Source organism: Dokdonella ginsengisoli (assembly GCF_042652785.1).
Taxonomy (GTDB): domain Bacteria; phylum Pseudomonadota; class Gammaproteobacteria; order Xanthomonadales; family Rhodanobacteraceae; genus Dokdonella_A; species Dokdonella_A ginsengisoli.
This window is the reverse complement of record NZ_JBHSHD010000007.1, coordinates 527,622-542,506: the sequence shown is the minus strand read 5'-3', so window position 1 is coordinate 542,506 and position 14,885 is coordinate 527,622. Positions and strand designations below refer to the sequence as shown.

Genomic DNA, 14,885 nt, shown 5'->3' with positions numbered 1-14,885 from the left:
TCTAGGCCGGATGAACCCGGCCCGGACCTGCACAAATCCGGCGATCTTTCCAGTGCGCGGCAGCGGATCGGGGGCGGCGCGCCCGCTAGGCCGGCGGCTTCAGCCGTGCGCCCTTGAAGTAGTGCACGCGCAGGTCCAGTCCGCGCGCGCTGCGGCCGACGTAGGTGAAGCGCGGATTCCACCACACCGCGGCGCGGCCCTTGTCGCGGAAGCGCGCGTTCTCCAGCTCGAGCAGGATGCCGATGCACGGGTGCCCGTTCGCCGCCGCGTAGTCCTCCAGCACGGTGCACGAGCGCTTCAGCAGCGACATCACCAGCGGCGTCGAGCGCCAGCGCGCGCCGACGAAGCAGCGCCAGAAGTACAGCGGCTGGCCGAGCGGGGGCGGCGTCGCCGCCACCGCGGTGCAGACGCCGGCGAGGCGGCCGTCGCCGTCGAGCGCGTGCAGCACGACCTGCTTCAGGCGCTCGTCCATCTGCGCCTCGTCGGTCAGCGCGCGCTCGTCGCGCCAGAACGCACGGATCGCCTCGGCGTCGGCCGGCCGCATCGCCTGCCAGTCGACCACCAGGCGGAAGCCGGCCGCCGCGCTCACGCTTCGGCCTGCGGCGCGTCCGCCGCGTAGGCGGAGCCGGTGGCGGCCGCCGCCGGCTGCGGCGAGAAGCCGACCTCGCGCAGCGCCTCGTCCGGCAGTGCGTAGGAGGAATGGAGGAACTCGCCTTCGTGGATGACCTCGGGGAACAGCACGCCGGGCAGCGCCTGCACGGCGAAGATCTCCTGCACGCCGCCGGTGAACTTCAGCAGGCCGATGGTGTTGCCCGTGCCGATGTGCACCGCCCACACGCCGCTCTGGCGGTCGGCATTCGCCTCGGTGATCTCGATGTCGGTGAACGCGTTGGTCTCGCGCAGCTGCGACAGGCCGATGAAGGCGACCGGGCCGATGAAGTCGAGTCCGCGCGCGAAGCCGGGCACGCGTGCGACGTCCTTCTTCTCGCCGGTCTTCGGATCGATGGTGACCAGCGCGCCGCGGCCGGATTCGAGCACCCACAGGCGATCGTCGTACCAGCGCGGCGAGTGCGGCATCGACAGGCCGCGCGCGATCACCTTGTCGGTGGCCATGTCGATGAGGATGCCGCCGTCGCGCTTGTTCTTGCGCCAGCCCTGCGGCTCGTTGGTCTCGCCCAGCGCGGTCAGGTAGCGCGGCTTGCCGCCCTGCATCGCCAGGCCGTTGAGGTGGCAGCGGTCCTCCGGCGCGTAGTGCGAGACGAAGCGCGGCCGCCAGCGCGGCACGAAGCTGGATTTCGCATCCAGCGTGCACAGGCAGGAGAACAGCGTGTTCACGAACCACAGGTCGCCGTGCTTGTCCCAGGCCATCTCGTGGATGTCGATCGCGCCGGTGATGTGGCCGCGCCGCGCCAGGTACACCGCGTCGTGGCGCGGCGGGTTCTGCAGGCGCTTGGCCACCGCCGGCATGTTGCGGAATTCGGCGATCTCGATCGCCGCGCCCAGCGCCAGCCGCTCGCCGTCGGCGGCCATGCCCATCGGCCGGTTGAAGGTGCGGAAGTGCGTGTTGATCGAGGCGCCGTCGGGCCGCAGGATCACCAGCTTGCCGGCCTGGTAGGTGCTCACGAGCAGACAGCCGCCGAGCTGGCGCAGCAGGTCCGGGAAGTTGGTCGTGTGCACGCTGCCGAGCACTTCGGCGACGCTGGCCGGCTGCGCTTTCTCGTTCGCGGCCGCCTCGGCGCCGGGGGGAACCGCGGATTCGTCGGCTGGTGTGTTCACGGGGACTTCCGCAAAAGGATCGGCCCATTCTGCCGAGGCGCCGCGGGGATCGCCACCGGACGCCGTGCGACGCCGCGCCGGGCGGGAGATCGTGCGCGGCGGCGCAATGCCGATCCGGCGCTGCCCTGTTCCGGATTCTGCGGCAGCGGGCGGCCGCGGAGTGCGCGCAGGCTACGCCTCCTCGCGCTTGCGCAGCACGGCTTCCAGCACCTGGTGGCCGTCGTGCGAGGTGTCCCAGCCGACCAGCTCGAAGCCGAGCCCGGCGGCGACCCGCTCGAACCAGGTCCGCGACAGATAGGCGACGTGCGCCGGCACGTGCAGGTATTCGTAGCGCAGCCACGGGCGGATGCCGTCGCCGGCGCGCCACAGCGGCGGGCGATGCGGCGCGGTCACGTACACCTTGCCGCCGGGCAGCAGGCGCGCATGGAGTTCGGCGAGCATCGCGGCCGGATCGGTCAGGTGCTCGATCACGTGGGTCATCGAGGCGAGCGCGAAGCGGCGCTCGGAGGGCAGCGAGCGGAGCGGTCCGACGTGGTAGTGGTCGACCCACGGGCAGCGCGCCGCGCATTCGCCGCTGACGTCCTGCGCGACGGTGTGCACGCCGTCGCGGCGCTGCTTGCAGGCGCGCGATATCCACGCCAGCCCGGCGCCGACTTCCAGCAGCGCCTGTCCCGCGTCCGGCACGAGGCCCAGGCGATCGAGGCGGCGGCCGTAGCCTTCCAGCACGCGCAACGCCTGTGCGTCGCCGGAATACGTCTCGTCGCTGAACTGGACGGAGTCTTCGTACAAGGTGGACAGGTCCGCCGCGCCGGGCTCGGGATCGAGATGGACGACGTCGCAGACATTGCAGTGGAGCAGGCGGTACGCGTTCTGCCGGAACGGCCCCGGATGGGTCAGCGGCACGTCGCCGAGCACGCGATGGCGCGCGCCGGCGGTGCCGCAGAAGCGGCAGTGCACGGCGGTCTCCTGCAGCGGCGCCTGCGCCGCCTCGGCGCGGTCTCGCCATGCGGCCATGCCGCGCAGCTGCCAGGCGCGCAGCCGGTTGCGCCAGGCCTGCGGCAGGACGCGCGCGAGCTTTCTCATCACGAGGCGTCGTCCCGTGTGGCGCCATCCGTGCGCGGCGCGGACGCCTCGCGCTTGCGCCGCACATAGATCTGCTTGCGCACGCGCGCGATCACCTCGCCGTTCGCGGTGACGACCGGCGTCTCGCACCAGCGCAGGTATTTCTCGCCGTTCGCGGTGGCGGCGCGGATCTCCGCCAGCATCGCCTCGTCGATGCGGAAGTCGGCGAACACGTCGGCGCGGCCCGGCGCGACGAATTCGATCTCGCCGGCCTTGTCCCAGACGATGTACTCGCGGCCCAGGCACTGCATCGTCAGGATCATCCAGAACGGATCGGTCATCGCGAACAGGCTGCCGCCGAAGTGCGTGCCGACGTAGTTGCGGTTGTACCAGTGCCGGCGCAGCGCCACGCGCGCGTGGCGCCAGTCGCCGGCGATCTCCAGCACGCGGATGCCGGCGAACAGGAACGGCGGCCACAGGTTCATGAAGCGGCGCAGGCGGGCGGGCGTCATGGCGATCGGCGCGAAGGCGGGAGCCACAGCGTACAAGAACGCGTCGTGCCGCCGGCGCCTTGCCGCCTTCGCCGGCACGCCCTTATCATTGCCGCGCGCCGCGGACACCGCGGCCGCCGTAAGCGTTCACGTCAACCAACGCGCCAACCGTTTCCGGTGTTGCCGGACTCATCGTGTCATCGCCCCGGCGATGCGCGAGGCGCTGTCGCTTGACCGGAATTGAAAGGAACTCCATGAACGCTTCCGCTTCCCAGCCGGCCCCCGTCGCCTTCGCGGCGCTGCGCCACCCCGGTTTCCGCGCGTACTTCCTGCTGTCGGCCCTGGCGATGATGGCCGACAACATCGAGCACGTGATCAGCTACTGGGTGATCTTCGAGCACTTCAAGTCGCCCGCGCTCGGCGGTTTCGCCGTCGTCTCGCACTGGCTTCCGTTCCTGCTGTTCTCGGTCTACTCCGGCTCGCTCGCCGATCGCTACGACCCGCGCCGCATGATCCAGATCGGCATGACGCTGTTCATGGGTGTGTCGATCCTGTGGGGCGTGCTGTTCATCACCGGGACGCTGCAGGTCTGGCACGCGGCGGTGCTGCTGATCGTGCACGGCCTGGCCGGCGTGCTGTGGGGACCGCCCTCGCAGCTGCTGCTGCACGACATCGTCGGGCGCGAACACCTGCAGAGCGCGGTGCGCCTGAACGCGACCGCACGCCAGCTCGGCCTGCTGATGGGGCCGGGCATCGGCGGCGGCCTGCTGCTGTGGCTGGGGCCCAATCTCGGCATCCTGGTCAACGCGCTGCTGTATCTGCCGTTCATCCTGTGGCTCGCGGTCGCGCCGTACGGGCCGAAGTTCCGTGCCGCCGGCGCAGTCGTGGCGACGCGCGCGGTGCGCAGCCTCGGCGACATCTGGCGCGCGCTGCACGAGATCGCGCAGCACCGCGTGATCATGGCGATGACCCTGCTCGCCGGCTGCGCCTCGCTGTTCATCGGCAACGCGTACCAGGCGCAGATGCCCGGCTACGCGCACGACCTCGGCCACGCCCACGCCGACTTCTCCTACAGCATGCTGCTCGCCGCCGACGCGGCCGGCGCGCTGACCGCCGGCTTCGTGCTCGAAAGCCGCAGCCTGCTGCAGCCGCGTGCGCGCACCGCCTGCGTGCTGGCGATGATCTGGTGCGTGGCGCTGGCCGGCTTCGCGCTGATCGCGGACTACACGTTCGCGCTGGTGCTGCTGTTCGTCGCCGGCTTCGTCGAACTGTCGTTCAACGCGATGGCGCAGACCCTGGTGCAGCTGGACGCGCCGGCGGAGATGCGCGGCCGCGCGATCGGCGTGTACAACATGTTCGCGCTCGGCATGCGCATGTTCAGCGGCGTCACCGTCGGCCTGGTCGGCGCGCGCATCGGCATCCATTGGTCGCTGGCGCTGAGCGCGGCGGTGCTGTTCGTGGTGATCGGCCTGCTGATGCGGTTCGCGCTGCGCGGCACGGCCGGCACGGCGCGAACCTGAGCCCCGCCGGCTCTCAGAACAGCAGCGACGACATCTTGCGGCGGTAGGTGCCAACCAGGTCCTCGTCGTCGATCACCGCGAACGCGGCGATCAGGCGCTTCTTCGCCTGATCGTCGTTCCAGGTGCGGTCGGCCTTCAGCACGGCGAGGAACTGCTCCAGCGCGGCCGCGGTGTCGCCCTGGATCAGCAGGCGCACGCCGAGCAGGTCGCGCGCGGCGTGGTCGTGCGGGTCGCGCTCGATGCGCGCGGCGAGTTCGGCGGCCGGCGGCGCATCCTTCAGCGCACGGGCGAAATCGAGCTGGCCGCGCAGGCGCCGCGCGCGGTCGTCCGCGGCGAGGTTGGCCGGCAGCGCGTCGAGTTCGGCCTCCGCCGCGGCGGCGTTGCCGACCTGCATCTGCGCCACGGCGAGGTCGAGCTTCAGCTCGGCCCGGTCCGGCTCCGCGGCGATCTCCTGCTGGATGCGCGCGATCGCCTGTTCCGGCGTCTCCTGCACGGCCGGCGCCGCCGCGACGGCGTCTTCCGCCGGCGCGTTCGGCTGCACGTGGCGGGACAGGAACTCGCGGATCGCGCTTTCCGGCAACGCGCCGGTGAAGCCGTCGACGAGCTGGCCTTCGCGCAGCAGCACGACCGTCGGGATGCTGCGCACGCCGAACGACGCAGCCAGCGCCTGCTCCTTGTCGCAGTCGATCTTCGCCAGGCGCACCGCGCCGTTGAACTCGTCGACGACCTTCTCCAGCAGCGGTCCGAGGGTCTTGCACGGTCCGCACCAGGTCGCCCACAGGTCGACCAGCACCGGCTGCTGGAACGACGCCTGGACGACCTCGGCCTCGAAGTTGGCTTCGGTGGCGTCGAACACGTACGGGGAGGGGACGGTGGTGGGCATCAACGACTCCGGATCTGTCACGCAGGGGGTTGGAAAGTGCGGCCGCGGATGGCCGCCTCGCGATTCTCGCGATCTATGGAAGATCGCGAAAGCACATGCTGCCGGCCCGGCAGGAAGGCAAGGCAATGTCAAAAATACTTGACATGCCTGGAGCGAAATGTAATCTAAAGCGGACATTTTGTCCGCTAAGGGGTACATCATGCGTCAACGCTGGCTGTTCGTCGCGCTGCTGCTGGTCGGCGCCTGTGCGACCTGGCTGCTGCTGGCCGGGCCGGATCGCGTGCTCGGCATCGACGCCGGCAATCTCGGCGTGGCGGTGCTGATCACGGTGTCGTGGACCTCGCTGATCGCGGTGTCGCGGCTGCCGCAGGACGGCATCGAGACGGCGATCGCGCCGGGCGAGTGGCGCGCCTGGATCGCGTTCGCCTTCACCGCGGTGATCGCCGCCTATGCGCTCGTCCACGCCGAGGCGTTCCAGGGGCCGCCGCTGTGGAAGAACCCGGACGCGCAGCGCGTCGGCCGCACGATCGCGCTGATGGTCATCGCCTGGCTCATCCTGTTCGCGGTGCTGCGCCAGCGCTGGCAGGGGCGGGTGCAGGAGGACGAGCGCGACCGCGAGATCGCGGCGAAGGCGCAGGAGTGGGGCCGCGGCGCGCTCACCTTCGGCGTCGTCGCCGTCGCGGTGACGATCGGCTTCTCGCCGCCGGAGCGGCTGCAGTGGGCCAGCCATCCGATGCTCGCCCACCTGCTGGTGCTCACGCTGATCGTCGGCACGCTGTTCGAGTACGCCTACAGCGCGCTTGCCTACTGGAAGGACCGGCATTGAACGCGCGCACCGGTACGGCCGTGCCGCGGGGCTGGGCCGAGCAATGAGCGGAACGCCGATCGCCAACGAGATCCGCCGCCTGCGCTTCGAGCACGGCGAGATGACCCAGCAGGCGCTGGCCGACGCCTGCGGCGTCACGCGGCAGACCGTCATCGCGCTCGAGGCGGGCCGTTACGCGCCCTCGCTCGAGCTCGCCTTCCGCATCGCGCGCACGTTCGGCATGCGCGTGGACGACGTGTTCCGCTGGAGCGAGCCCTGACCGCTCGCGCGGCTCAGGCGGTGACGCGCAGCGGCGTCGCCAGCGTGCGGCGCGTACCGACGCGGTAGACGCAGCGGCGCGCGCCGGCGAGCAGGTGCTGCTCGCGCACGACCTGCGCGCCGTCGCCGAGCACCTCGCGGAACAGTTCCAGTTCGGCGCGGCAGAAGCCCTGGCAGACCTGCGCGGCGGCGCAGATCGGGCAGTGGTCCTCGATCAGCAGCCAGTCGCGGCCGTCGCGTTCCGCGCGCGCCATGTAGCCCTCGCGTTCGCGCATCGCGGCGAGCCGGCGCACGCGCTCGCCGAGCGTGCGCGCGCCGGCCATCGCCTGCAGGTAGGCGGCGCGGCTGTCTTCGCGCCGTGCGTCGATCAGGCGGTCGACGCCGGCCTCGCCGAACAGCGCGCGGGCGGAGCGGATCAGCTCGACCGCCAGCTGCGCATGCGTGTCGGGGAAGCGCGCGTGGCCGGCGCCGGTCAGCTTCCACAGCTGGCGCGGCCGTCCGGCGCCGCCGCCGCGCTCCGACTCGCCCTCGATCAGGCCGGCGTCGAGCAGCTTGACCACCTGCTGGCGCACGGCTTCGCCGGTCAGCTGCAGAACCTCGGCCAGCGCCAACGTGCCCAGCGGCCCGCGCGTCTTGAGCTGGAACAGGATGCGCTCAGCGGCCTGATCGAATTTATTATCCAAGTTCATGCTTGTTTAAATGGATCGGTCCGGTCTAATATCCAAGAACATTCTTGCATATGAGGCGCGCCGCGCGCACGCCGCCGGGATCGTCCATGTCCGCCACCACCGCCTCCGCTTCCTGGTCCGACCTGCTGTCCGGCCGCAACGGCATGCGCTCGCTCGCGCTGGCCGGCGGCACCGCGCTGCACGCGATCAACGTCTACGTCGTGACGACGATCATGCCCTCGGTCGTCGCCGACATCGGCGGACTGGCCTGGTACGCCTGGAACACGACCCTGTTCGTGATTGCCTCGATCCTCGGCGCGGCGCTGGCGGCGCCGCTGGCCGGGCGCGCCGGCGCCAAGGGCGCGTACCTCATCGCGCTGGCGGTCTTCACGGCCGGCACCATGGTCTGCGCCTGCGCGCCGGACATGGCGTGGATGCTCGGCGGGCGCACGCTGCAGGGACTGGGCGGCGGCGTGCTGGTCTCGCTCGCCTACGTGCTGATCCGGCAGGTGTTCGAGCCGGCGCTGTGGCCGCGCGCGATGGGGCTGGTGTCGGCGATGTGGGGCATCGCCACCTTGTCGGGGCCGGCCATCGGCGGCGTGTTCGCGCAATGGGGCGACTGGCGCGCGGCGTTCTGGAGCCTGCTGCCGGTGGTCGTGGTGCTCGCGGCGATCGTCGTGGCCTACCTGCCGTCGACGGCGCGTGCGTCGTCCGGCGGCGGCGCGCGCATCGCCGGCGGGCGCCTGGCGCTGCTGGCGTTGTCGGTGCTGGCCGTCTCGCTGGCCAGCCTGGCCCGTTCGGGCGCGTGGCAGCTGTTCGGCGTGGGCATCGGACTGGTGCTGGCGGCGCTGATCGTGCGGCTCGACCGCCACGCCGCCGTGCGCCTGTTGCCGCACGGGGCGTATTCGTCCACGCGGCTGCGCGCCGTCTACCTGTGCATGAGCCTGCTGGTGATCGGCAGCACGACCGAGATCTTCGTGCCGTATTTCCTGCAGACGATCCACGGCCACACGCCGCTGGCGGCCGGGTATCTGCGGCGGTGATGGCGGCCGGCTGGAGCTTCGGCTCGACCCTGAGCGCGGGGCGCGACGGCGCCTGCGCCGCGCGCATCATCCGCGTCAGCCCGCTGCTGATGGCGGTTTCGCTGGCCGCGCTCGGCCTCATGCTGCGCCGCGCGCACGGCTTCGAGCAGGGGGCTGGCTTCGCGCTGCTGTGCGTCGCGCTGGCCGGCGCCGGACTCGGCATCGGCATGGCCTGGCCGCACCTGCTGACGGCCGTGCTGGAATCGGCGCCGGCGGCGGAAGGCGATCTCGCCTCCGCCTCGATCTCCACCGTGCAGCTGTACGCGATGTCGGTCGGCGCCGCGCTGGCCGGCCTGCTCGCGAACGCGGCCGGCCTCAGCGAGCCGGGCGGCGTGGCAGGTGCGAGCCGCGCCGCGCTGTGGGTGTTCGGCGGATTCGCCGCGCTGGTCGTGCTCGGCCTGCCGACCGCGCGTCGCGTCACCTTGCCGCTGCCGGCCTGACCTTCTCCACACCACGAGTTCACCACCAAGAGGAACCGACGATGGCGATCGAACTTCCCCCGCTTCCCTGGGCGCGCGATGCGCTGGCTCCGCACATCTGCGCGGAAACCATCGACTACCACTACGGCAAGCACCACCAGACCTACGTCACCAACCTCAACAACCAGATCAAGGGCACCGAGTTCGAGAACCTTTCGCTCGAAGAGATCATCAGGAAGTCCTCCGGCGGCATGTTCAACAACGCCGCGCAGATCTGGAACCACACGTTCTACTGGAACTGCCTCAAGCCCGACGGTGGCGGCGAGCCGAGCGGACGCCTGGCCGACGCGATCAACAAGGCCTTCGGCGGCTTCGCCCAGTTCAAGGACGAGTTCACCAAGACCAGCGTGGGCACCTTCGGTTCCGGCTGGGGCTGGCTGGTGCAGCGTCCGGATGGCGGCCTCGCGCTGGCCAGCACCTCCAACGCCGGCACGCCGATCACCGGCACCGACCGTCCGCTGCTGACTTGCGACGTGTGGGAACACGCCTACTACATCGACTACCGCAACGCGCGGCCGAAGTACGTCGAAGCGTTCTGGAACCTGGTCAACTGGGACTTCGTCGCCAGCCAAATGACCTGACGGTTCGGTTGCAAAGAAGAAGTCTCGCAGAGGCGCAGAGATCGCAGAGGTAAAAGATCCATCTCCTACTCTGCGATCTCTGCGTCTCTGCGAGAACCCGCTCTCAGATCTTCACTCCCGGCTCAGCGCCGCGAGTACCGGCGCCACCTGCGCCTTGCGTCCGGGAATCCGTCGCCAGTGGGATGGTCGGGTCGCGCCTTGAAGCAGGAGCCTGAAACACGAAGGGCGCGCGGAGAGAACGCCAAGCCAGTTCTTCCGCTCCGTCTTCGCGTTCTTCGTGTTTCAATCTTTACCGCCTCCAGCCCAGAACGACGCCGGCGCGGCGGAGACCGGCCTACGGCGCCGGCGCCTTGCCCGCCTGCTTGTAGACCACGCCTTCCTTCATCACGAAGCCGACGTCCTGCATGCGCCGGATGTCCTCCAGCGGGTTGCCGGCGACGGCGATCACATCGGCGAACTTGCCCGCTTCCAGCGTGCCGAGGTCCTGCGACTTCTTCAGCAGCTCGGCCGCGTGCGTGGTCGCCGCCTGCAGGGCGTACAGCGGCGGCATGCCGGCCTCGACCATGTACTGGAACTCCTTCGCGTTCTGCCCGTGCGGATACACCGCCGCGTCGGTGCCGAAGGCGATCTTCACGCCGGCCTTGTAGGCGCGGCCGGCGGTCTGCTGGATCAGCGGCCCGACCTGCCTGGCCTTCGTCGCGATCTGCGCCGGGTAGTAGCCCGGCTTCTCGGCCATCTCCTGCACGTACTTGCCGGCGATGATGGTCGGCACGTACCAGGTGCCGTGCTGCTTCATCAGCTTCATGTCCTCGTCGGTCATGAAGGTGCCGTGCTCGATCGAATCCACGCCGCCGACCACCGCGCGGCGGATCGCCTCCGCGCCGTGCGCGTGCGCGGCGACGGTGAAGCCGTAGTCGTGCGCGGCGGCGACCACGGCCTTGATCTCGTCCACCGTCATCTGCGCGTTGTCGACGCTGCTGCTTTCGTCCAGCACGCCGCCGGACGGCATGATCTTGAGCAGGTCGACGCCGTCCTTGTAGTGCTGGCGCACGGCTTTCCAGGCGTCGTCGGCGCCGTTGATGATGCCGTCCTTGGCGTGCGGATCGCCCTGCAGGTCGGCGCGGTAGCCGTCGGTGTCGTCGGCGTGGCCGCCGGTGGTGCCGATCGCGCCGCCGGCGGTGAAGATGCGTGGGCCCGGCACGATGCCGGCGTTGATCGCGTTGCGCAGCGCGATCGAGGCATTGGAGCCGTCGCCGAGGTTGCGCACGGTGGTGAAGCCGGCCTCGAGCGTACGCCGCGCGTACACGGTGGAGCGGATCGCGTAGTCGGCGACGTTCCAGCGGAACTGGTCGGTGTAGCCGGTCGGGCTGGTTTCGCCGGTCAGATGCGTGTGGCTGTCGATGAGGCCGGGCAGGCAGGTTGCGCCGGCGAGTTCGATCGCCGCCGCACCGGGCACGTCCGCGCGGCCGGGCCTGATCTCGCGGATGCGCTTGCCCTCGATCACGATCGTGGTCTCGCCGAGCAGCTTGCCGCCCGCGGTGTCGAGCGCGTTCGCGCAGTGCAGGGCGGTCACGCCCGGCGCCGCGGGAGCGGGCGCGGCGGGAGCCGCGAACGCGGCGACGGCGGTGGCGAGCAGCAGGTTCATCGCGATCTCCTCGGCGGGCGGAAGCGCCCATCTTAGCCGCGCCGTGCCGGCGCGAAGGTGCCGTTCGGCATGGTCCGCCCCGCATCCGGCGAGCGCGGGCGATGCTCTAGAATCGGGCCCGATCCGGAGCCGGCAATGGAAGACAGCGCCAACCTGAGCCTCCAGTTGCAGCGCTGGCGCGAGGGCGACGCGTACGCGCTCGACGCGCTGCTGCCGGCGGTGTACGGCGACCTGCGCCTGCTCGCGGCCAGGCGCCTGGCCGACCACCCCGACCAGCGCACGCTGCAGCCGACCGCGCTGCTCAACGAGATGTTCCTGCGCCTGCTCGGCGCCGAGCGGATCGACATCGTCGACCGCGAGCACCTGTTCCGCCTTGCCGCGCGCACGATGCGGCAGATCCTGGTCGACCGCGCGCGCCGCGCCGCTGCCGACAAGCACGGCGGCGACTGGCAGCGCGAAGACCTGACCCAGGCGCTCGGCCTGCCGCTGCCCGACCACACCGACCTCGGCGAGCTGGACGAGGCGATCGCCCAGCTCGAACGCCTCGACGAGCGCCTCGCCCGCGTGGTCGAGCTGCGCTACTTCGTCGGCCTCAGCGTGCCCGAGGTCGCCGGCGTGATGAACGTCGACGAGCGCACCGTGTACCGCGACTGGGCGCTGGCGCGCAGCTGGCTGCGCACGCGACTGGACCGCTAGGCCGGGCATGCGCGACTCCCCGAAGATCCACGCCTGCCGATGACCGAACTGTCGAGCGAGCGCTTCGCGCGCCTGCGCAGCCTGTTCCATCGCCTGCTCGAGGCGACGCCCGAAACGCGCCGCGCCGAGCTCGCGCCCGTGGCCGCCGCGGATGCGGAACTGGCGCAGCTGGTGCGCCGGCTGCTCGACGACGCCGACACGCAGATCGACGCCGACGGCATGCCGCCGGTCGACGCCGGGCTGGCGCCCGGCACGATCGTCGCCGGCCGCTACCGCATCCTGCGCCTGCTCGGCGAGGGCGGCATGGGCGCGGTGCACCTGGCCGAGCGGATCGACGACATCGCGCAGAAGGTCGCGCTGAAGCTGGTGCGCGGCGGCAGCGCGGCCCTGCACAAGCGCTTCCTGCGCGAGCGCCAGATCCTGGCGCGGCTGAGCCATCCGAACATCGCGCACCTCGTCGACGGCGGCCTCACCGACGCCGGCGTGCCGTGGTTCGCGATGGAGTACGTCGATGGCGCCGCGCTCACCGAGGCCTGCGACCGGCAGCGGCTCGACCTGCGTGCGCGCGTGCGCCTGGTCGCGCAGGTCTGCCGCGCGGTGCAGTTCGCGCACCGCAACCTCGTGCTGCACCGCGACCTCAAGCCCTCCAACATCCTGCTCGACGCCGAACGCGTGCCGAAGCTGCTCGACTTCGGCATCGCCAGGCTGCTCGACGACACCGCCGCGGACCGGCCGCAGACGGTGACGATGACGCCGGCCTACGCCGCGCCGGAACAGCTGCGCGGCGAGGCGGTGACGACGGCCAGCGACGTGTACCAGCTCGGCCTGGTGCTGTACGAACTGCTCGGCGGCGTGTCCGCGCACGAGCTGCGCCGCCGCCGCGCGCTCGCGCGCGAGACGACGAAGTCGCTGCCGCGGCTGGAGCAGGCGTACGCGCAGTGCGATGCGCAGCACGCCGCGCGCATCGCCGCCGAACGCGGGCTGGCGCCGGCGCGGCTGGCGCGCGCGCTGCGCGGCGATCTCGGCCGCATCGTCGCCAAGGCCACCGCCGACGATCCGCGCGAGCGCTACGACGGCGCGCAGGCGCTGGCCGAGGATCTGGAGCGCTGGCTCGCCGGCTTGGCCGTGCTCGCCCAGCGCGGTTCGCTCGGCTACCGCCTCGGCAAGCTGCTGCGCCGGCACGCCTACGCGGCCACGGCGATCGCGCTGCTCGGCATCGGCCTGGTCGCCAGCAGCGTGGTGGCGATCAACCGTGCCGGGCACGAACGCGAGCAGCGCCGCCGCGCGCAGACCGTAGTCGCGTTCATGCGCGACGTGTTCCGCCAGGGCGATCCGCAGAACGCCGGCGCCGACGCGCGGCCGCTGGACCTGCTCGAGCGCGCGGCTGCGCGGCTCGAGGCGCGCAAGGACGTCGACGACGTCACGCGCGCCGTGCTGCTCGGCGAGATCGCCGGCGTGTTCCAGGCGCTCGGCCGCGACGACGAGGCGATGCCGCGCGCGGCGCGCGCGGTCGAGATGCTCGAGCCGGTGCGCGAGGCGCATGCCGAGGAATACCTGTCCGCGGCCGGCAACCTGATCGAGGCGCTGCGTGCGCTCGACACCTCCGCGCGCGAGGTGGCGCTGATCGAGCACGCGCTGCCGCTGGCGCGGCGCACGCCGGGCGGCGAACGGCTGTGGTACGGCGTGTTCCTTGCCTACCGCGGCTACGCGCAGTTCCAGCGCGAGGACAACGAGGGCGCGGCGGCGAGCCTGGACGCGGCGATCGCCGAGTTCGAGCGCGATTCGGCGCGTTCGCTCGACGATCTCGGCGGCGCGCTGTACCAGCGCGCGTTCGTGGCGGTGGACCGCGGCGACATCCGCGGCGGCATCGCGCTGTACCAGCGCGCGCTCGATGCGCACGACCGCGCCGCCGAAGGCAGCCGCTTCTCGCGCCTGGCGACCGAGGAGGTGATGGCGCGCGCGTACTGCCTGCTTGGCGACACCGTCACCGGCATCGAGCGCCAGCGCAGCGCGGTCGAGCGGCTCGGCGCGATGCTCGGCCCGACGCACGGCCGCGTGGTGATGTCGCGCGTGAACCTGGTGCAGTGCCGGCTCAACCGCGCCGACTACGCCGCCGCGGCCGCCGAACTCGATGAGGTGCAGGCCGCACGCCGCGGCGGCAGCGTGCTGACGCCGCTGCAGGGCGCGTTCGTCGACCAGGTCGCGACGCGGCTGGACCTGTACCGCCTGCGCACCGCCGCGGCGCTGGCCGGCGCGCGCGCGATCGAGCATTCGCTGCGCGCGCTGCCGTCGCCGCATCGCTACCTCATGCGCGCCGACATGCTGCTCGGCGAGAGCCTGCTGCAGTCGGGGCAGTGCGAGCAGGCCGAGCCGGTGCTACAGGAGGCGCTGCGCTACGCGCAGGCGCTGTCCGCTGGCACGCCCAACGCCCACGTCGGCGAGATCGAGGACAGCCTCGGCCGCTGCGCGCTGGTGCAGGGGCGCCATGACGAGGCGCAGCGCTGGTTCGGGCAGGCCATCGCGCAGTTTTCCGCCGCGCAGGTCGACGGCGCGCCGTCGCGCGTGCGCAGCGAAATCCATCGCCTGTGGTCGCGCGCGCTGGCCACGCGCGATGCCGCCGCGCTCGAGGCGCTGGCGGCGCGACGCGCGGAGCTGGTCGCCGCGACCGGCGGCGAGGAGGTGACCCAGGTCTGGCAGTTCGACCTGCTGCTCGACGAGGTGCGCGCCGATTTCGGCCTGCCTTCCGCCGACCCCGCCCGCAGCGCGCGTGCCGCCGCCCGATTGCAGGCGCTGGCCGGTTCGGCGCAGCGGCCGCGCTTCGTCGGCCTGAACGGCTTCTGGTAGCCGCTTGCGCCGCGCGCGGCGAAGTTTCGTGTCAGGGTTTGCGGCCGCTCTGCGTTAGGGAAGATGCGCCGCGA

At 71.6% G+C, this 14,885-nt stretch carries 16 protein-coding genes; 9 read left to right on the top strand and 7 right to left on the bottom strand.

What is annotated here, in order from left to right; genetic code table 11:
* Positions 1-85: 85 nt before the first annotated feature.
* From ACFO6Q_RS10005 to ACFO6Q_RS09990, 4 genes are all read right to left on the bottom strand, one after another.
* The gene (locus ACFO6Q_RS10005) at positions 86-589 is read right to left on the bottom strand and encodes a hypothetical protein (RefSeq protein WP_380020560.1); all 504 of its coding nucleotides are present in this window, start codon (positions 587-589) and stop codon (positions 86-88) included.
* Positions 586-1,776, bottom strand: coding sequence for a TIGR03032 family protein (locus ACFO6Q_RS10000; protein ID WP_380020558.1), 1,191 nt, complete (start codon positions 1,774-1,776; stop codon positions 586-588). Before ACFO6Q_RS10000 ends, ACFO6Q_RS10005 begins: the two co-directional genes overlap by 4 nt.
* Before the next feature lie 171 nt (positions 1,777-1,947).
* On the bottom strand, positions 1,948-2,859 hold the full coding sequence (locus ACFO6Q_RS09995; RefSeq protein WP_380020556.1) for a class I SAM-dependent methyltransferase: 912 nt from the start codon (positions 2,857-2,859) through the stop codon (positions 1,948-1,950).
* A complete protein-coding gene (locus ACFO6Q_RS09990; protein WP_380020554.1) occupies positions 2,859-3,350 on the bottom strand; it encodes a DUF4442 domain-containing protein in 492 nt (163 codons plus the stop codon). The genes ACFO6Q_RS09995 and ACFO6Q_RS09990 overlap by 1 nt, the downstream gene beginning before the upstream one ends.
* On the opposite strand from ACFO6Q_RS09990, the gene ACFO6Q_RS09985 reads away from it, so the two are divergent.
* Both ACFO6Q_RS09985 and ACFO6Q_RS09980 read left to right on the top strand, forming a co-directional pair.
* Complete coding sequence (locus tag ACFO6Q_RS09985; protein ID WP_380020552.1) at positions 3,349-3,573, top strand: hypothetical protein; 225 nt, start codon at positions 3,349-3,351, stop codon at positions 3,571-3,573. The genes ACFO6Q_RS09990 and ACFO6Q_RS09985 overlap by 2 nt on opposite strands.
* Positions 3,574-3,583: 10 nt before the next feature.
* Complete coding sequence (locus ACFO6Q_RS09980; RefSeq protein ID WP_380020550.1) at positions 3,584-4,849, top strand: MFS transporter; 1,266 nt, start codon at positions 3,584-3,586, stop codon at positions 4,847-4,849.
* Positions 4,850-4,862: 13 nt separating this feature from the next.
* Here ACFO6Q_RS09980 and trxA read toward each other — a convergent pair whose 3' ends face one another.
* Entirely contained in the window at positions 4,863-5,732 is an 870-nt protein-coding gene (trxA, locus tag ACFO6Q_RS09975; RefSeq protein ID WP_380020548.1) for a thioredoxin, read from the bottom strand.
* Positions 5,733-5,931: 199 nt separating this feature from the next.
* On the opposite strand from trxA, the gene ACFO6Q_RS09970 reads away from it, so the two are divergent.
* Together ACFO6Q_RS09970 and ACFO6Q_RS09965 are read left to right on the top strand one after the other, a co-directional pair.
* Positions 5,932-6,558, top strand: coding sequence for a hypothetical protein (locus tag ACFO6Q_RS09970; RefSeq protein ID WP_380020546.1), 627 nt, complete (start codon positions 5,932-5,934; stop codon positions 6,556-6,558).
* Between the two features lie 43 nt (positions 6,559-6,601).
* Entirely contained in the window at positions 6,602-6,817 is a 216-nt protein-coding gene (locus tag ACFO6Q_RS09965; RefSeq protein WP_380020544.1) for a helix-turn-helix transcriptional regulator, read from the top strand.
* A gap of 13 nt (positions 6,818-6,830) precedes the next feature.
* Here the strand turns inward: ACFO6Q_RS09965 and ACFO6Q_RS09960 are convergent, their stop codons facing one another.
* Positions 6,831-7,505 carry a helix-turn-helix transcriptional regulator gene (locus ACFO6Q_RS09960; RefSeq protein WP_380020543.1) on the bottom strand — a complete coding sequence of 225 codons (675 nt, stop codon included), beginning with the start codon at positions 7,503-7,505 and terminating at the stop codon, positions 6,831-6,833.
* A gap of 86 nt (positions 7,506-7,591) precedes the next feature.
* Here ACFO6Q_RS09960 and ACFO6Q_RS09955 point away from each other — a divergent pair, with 86 nt between their 5' ends.
* From ACFO6Q_RS09955 to ACFO6Q_RS09945, 3 genes are read left to right on the top strand one after another with little or no spacing between them, the layout of a single operon-like run.
* Entirely contained in the window at positions 7,592-8,527 is a 936-nt protein-coding gene (locus ACFO6Q_RS09955; RefSeq protein ID WP_380020541.1) for an MFS transporter, read from the top strand.
* Positions 8,527-9,006: a hypothetical protein gene (locus ACFO6Q_RS09950; protein ID WP_380020539.1), complete on the top strand. Its 480-nt coding sequence runs from the start codon at positions 8,527-8,529 to the stop codon at positions 9,004-9,006. The genes ACFO6Q_RS09955 and ACFO6Q_RS09950 overlap by 1 nt, the downstream gene beginning before the upstream one ends.
* A gap of 41 nt (positions 9,007-9,047) precedes the next feature.
* Positions 9,048-9,626, top strand: coding sequence for a Fe-Mn family superoxide dismutase (locus ACFO6Q_RS09945; RefSeq protein ID WP_380020537.1), 579 nt, complete (start codon positions 9,048-9,050; stop codon positions 9,624-9,626).
* A gap of 334 nt (positions 9,627-9,960) precedes the next feature.
* Here the strand turns inward: ACFO6Q_RS09945 and ACFO6Q_RS09940 are convergent, their stop codons facing one another.
* The gene (locus ACFO6Q_RS09940; protein ID WP_380020536.1) at positions 9,961-11,271 is read right to left on the bottom strand and encodes a metal-dependent hydrolase family protein; all 1,311 of its coding nucleotides are present in this window, start codon (positions 11,269-11,271) and stop codon (positions 9,961-9,963) included.
* A gap of 135 nt (positions 11,272-11,406) precedes the next feature.
* Here ACFO6Q_RS09940 and ACFO6Q_RS09935 point away from each other — a divergent pair, with 135 nt between their 5' ends.
* Positions 11,407-11,967 (top strand): ECF-type sigma factor, encoded by a 561-nt coding sequence (locus ACFO6Q_RS09935; RefSeq protein WP_380020534.1) that lies wholly within the window; start codon positions 11,407-11,409, stop codon positions 11,965-11,967.
* Positions 11,968-12,006: 39 nt separating this feature from the next.
* Complete coding sequence (locus ACFO6Q_RS09930; protein WP_380020532.1) at positions 12,007-14,811, top strand: serine/threonine-protein kinase; 2,805 nt, start codon at positions 12,007-12,009, stop codon at positions 14,809-14,811.
* Positions 14,812-14,885: the final 74 nt, after the last annotated feature.

What these genes read in the sequence shown, in the direction of transcription:
- ACFO6Q_RS09930 (WP_380020532.1), top strand. Translation starts at nt 12,007, where the DNA reads ATGACCGAACTGTCGAGCGAGCGCTTCGCGCGCCTGCGCAGCCTGTTC.
- ACFO6Q_RS09970 (WP_380020546.1), top strand. Translation starts at nt 5,932, where the DNA reads ATGCGTCAACGCTGGCTGTTCGTCGCGCTGCTGCTGGTCGGCGCCTGT.
- ACFO6Q_RS09935 (WP_380020534.1), top strand. Translation starts at nt 11,407, where the DNA reads ATGGAAGACAGCGCCAACCTGAGCCTCCAGTTGCAGCGCTGGCGCGAG.
- ACFO6Q_RS09980 (WP_380020550.1), top strand. Translation starts at nt 3,584, where the DNA reads ATGAACGCTTCCGCTTCCCAGCCGGCCCCCGTCGCCTTCGCGGCGCTG.
- ACFO6Q_RS09965 (WP_380020544.1), top strand. Translation starts at nt 6,602, where the DNA reads ATGAGCGGAACGCCGATCGCCAACGAGATCCGCCGCCTGCGCTTCGAG.
- trxA (WP_380020548.1), bottom strand. Translation starts at nt 5,732, where the DNA reads ATGCCCACCACCGTCCCCTCCCCGTACGTGTTCGACGCCACCGAAGCC.
- ACFO6Q_RS09940 (WP_380020536.1), bottom strand. Translation starts at nt 11,271, where the DNA reads ATGAACCTGCTGCTCGCCACCGCCGTCGCCGCGTTCGCGGCTCCCGCC.
- ACFO6Q_RS09985 (WP_380020552.1), top strand. Translation starts at nt 3,349, where the DNA reads ATGGCGATCGGCGCGAAGGCGGGAGCCACAGCGTACAAGAACGCGTCG.
- ACFO6Q_RS09955 (WP_380020541.1), top strand. Translation starts at nt 7,592, where the DNA reads ATGTCCGCCACCACCGCCTCCGCTTCCTGGTCCGACCTGCTGTCCGGC.
- ACFO6Q_RS09945 (WP_380020537.1), top strand. Translation starts at nt 9,048, where the DNA reads ATGGCGATCGAACTTCCCCCGCTTCCCTGGGCGCGCGATGCGCTGGCT.
- ACFO6Q_RS09960 (WP_380020543.1), bottom strand. Translation starts at nt 7,505, where the DNA reads ATGAACTTGGATAATAAATTCGATCAGGCCGCTGAGCGCATCCTGTTC.
- ACFO6Q_RS09990 (WP_380020554.1), bottom strand. Translation starts at nt 3,350, where the DNA reads ATGACGCCCGCCCGCCTGCGCCGCTTCATGAACCTGTGGCCGCCGTTC.
- ACFO6Q_RS09995 (WP_380020556.1), bottom strand. Translation starts at nt 2,859, where the DNA reads ATGAGAAAGCTCGCGCGCGTCCTGCCGCAGGCCTGGCGCAACCGGCTG.
- ACFO6Q_RS09950 (WP_380020539.1), top strand. Translation starts at nt 8,527, where the DNA reads ATGGCGGCCGGCTGGAGCTTCGGCTCGACCCTGAGCGCGGGGCGCGAC.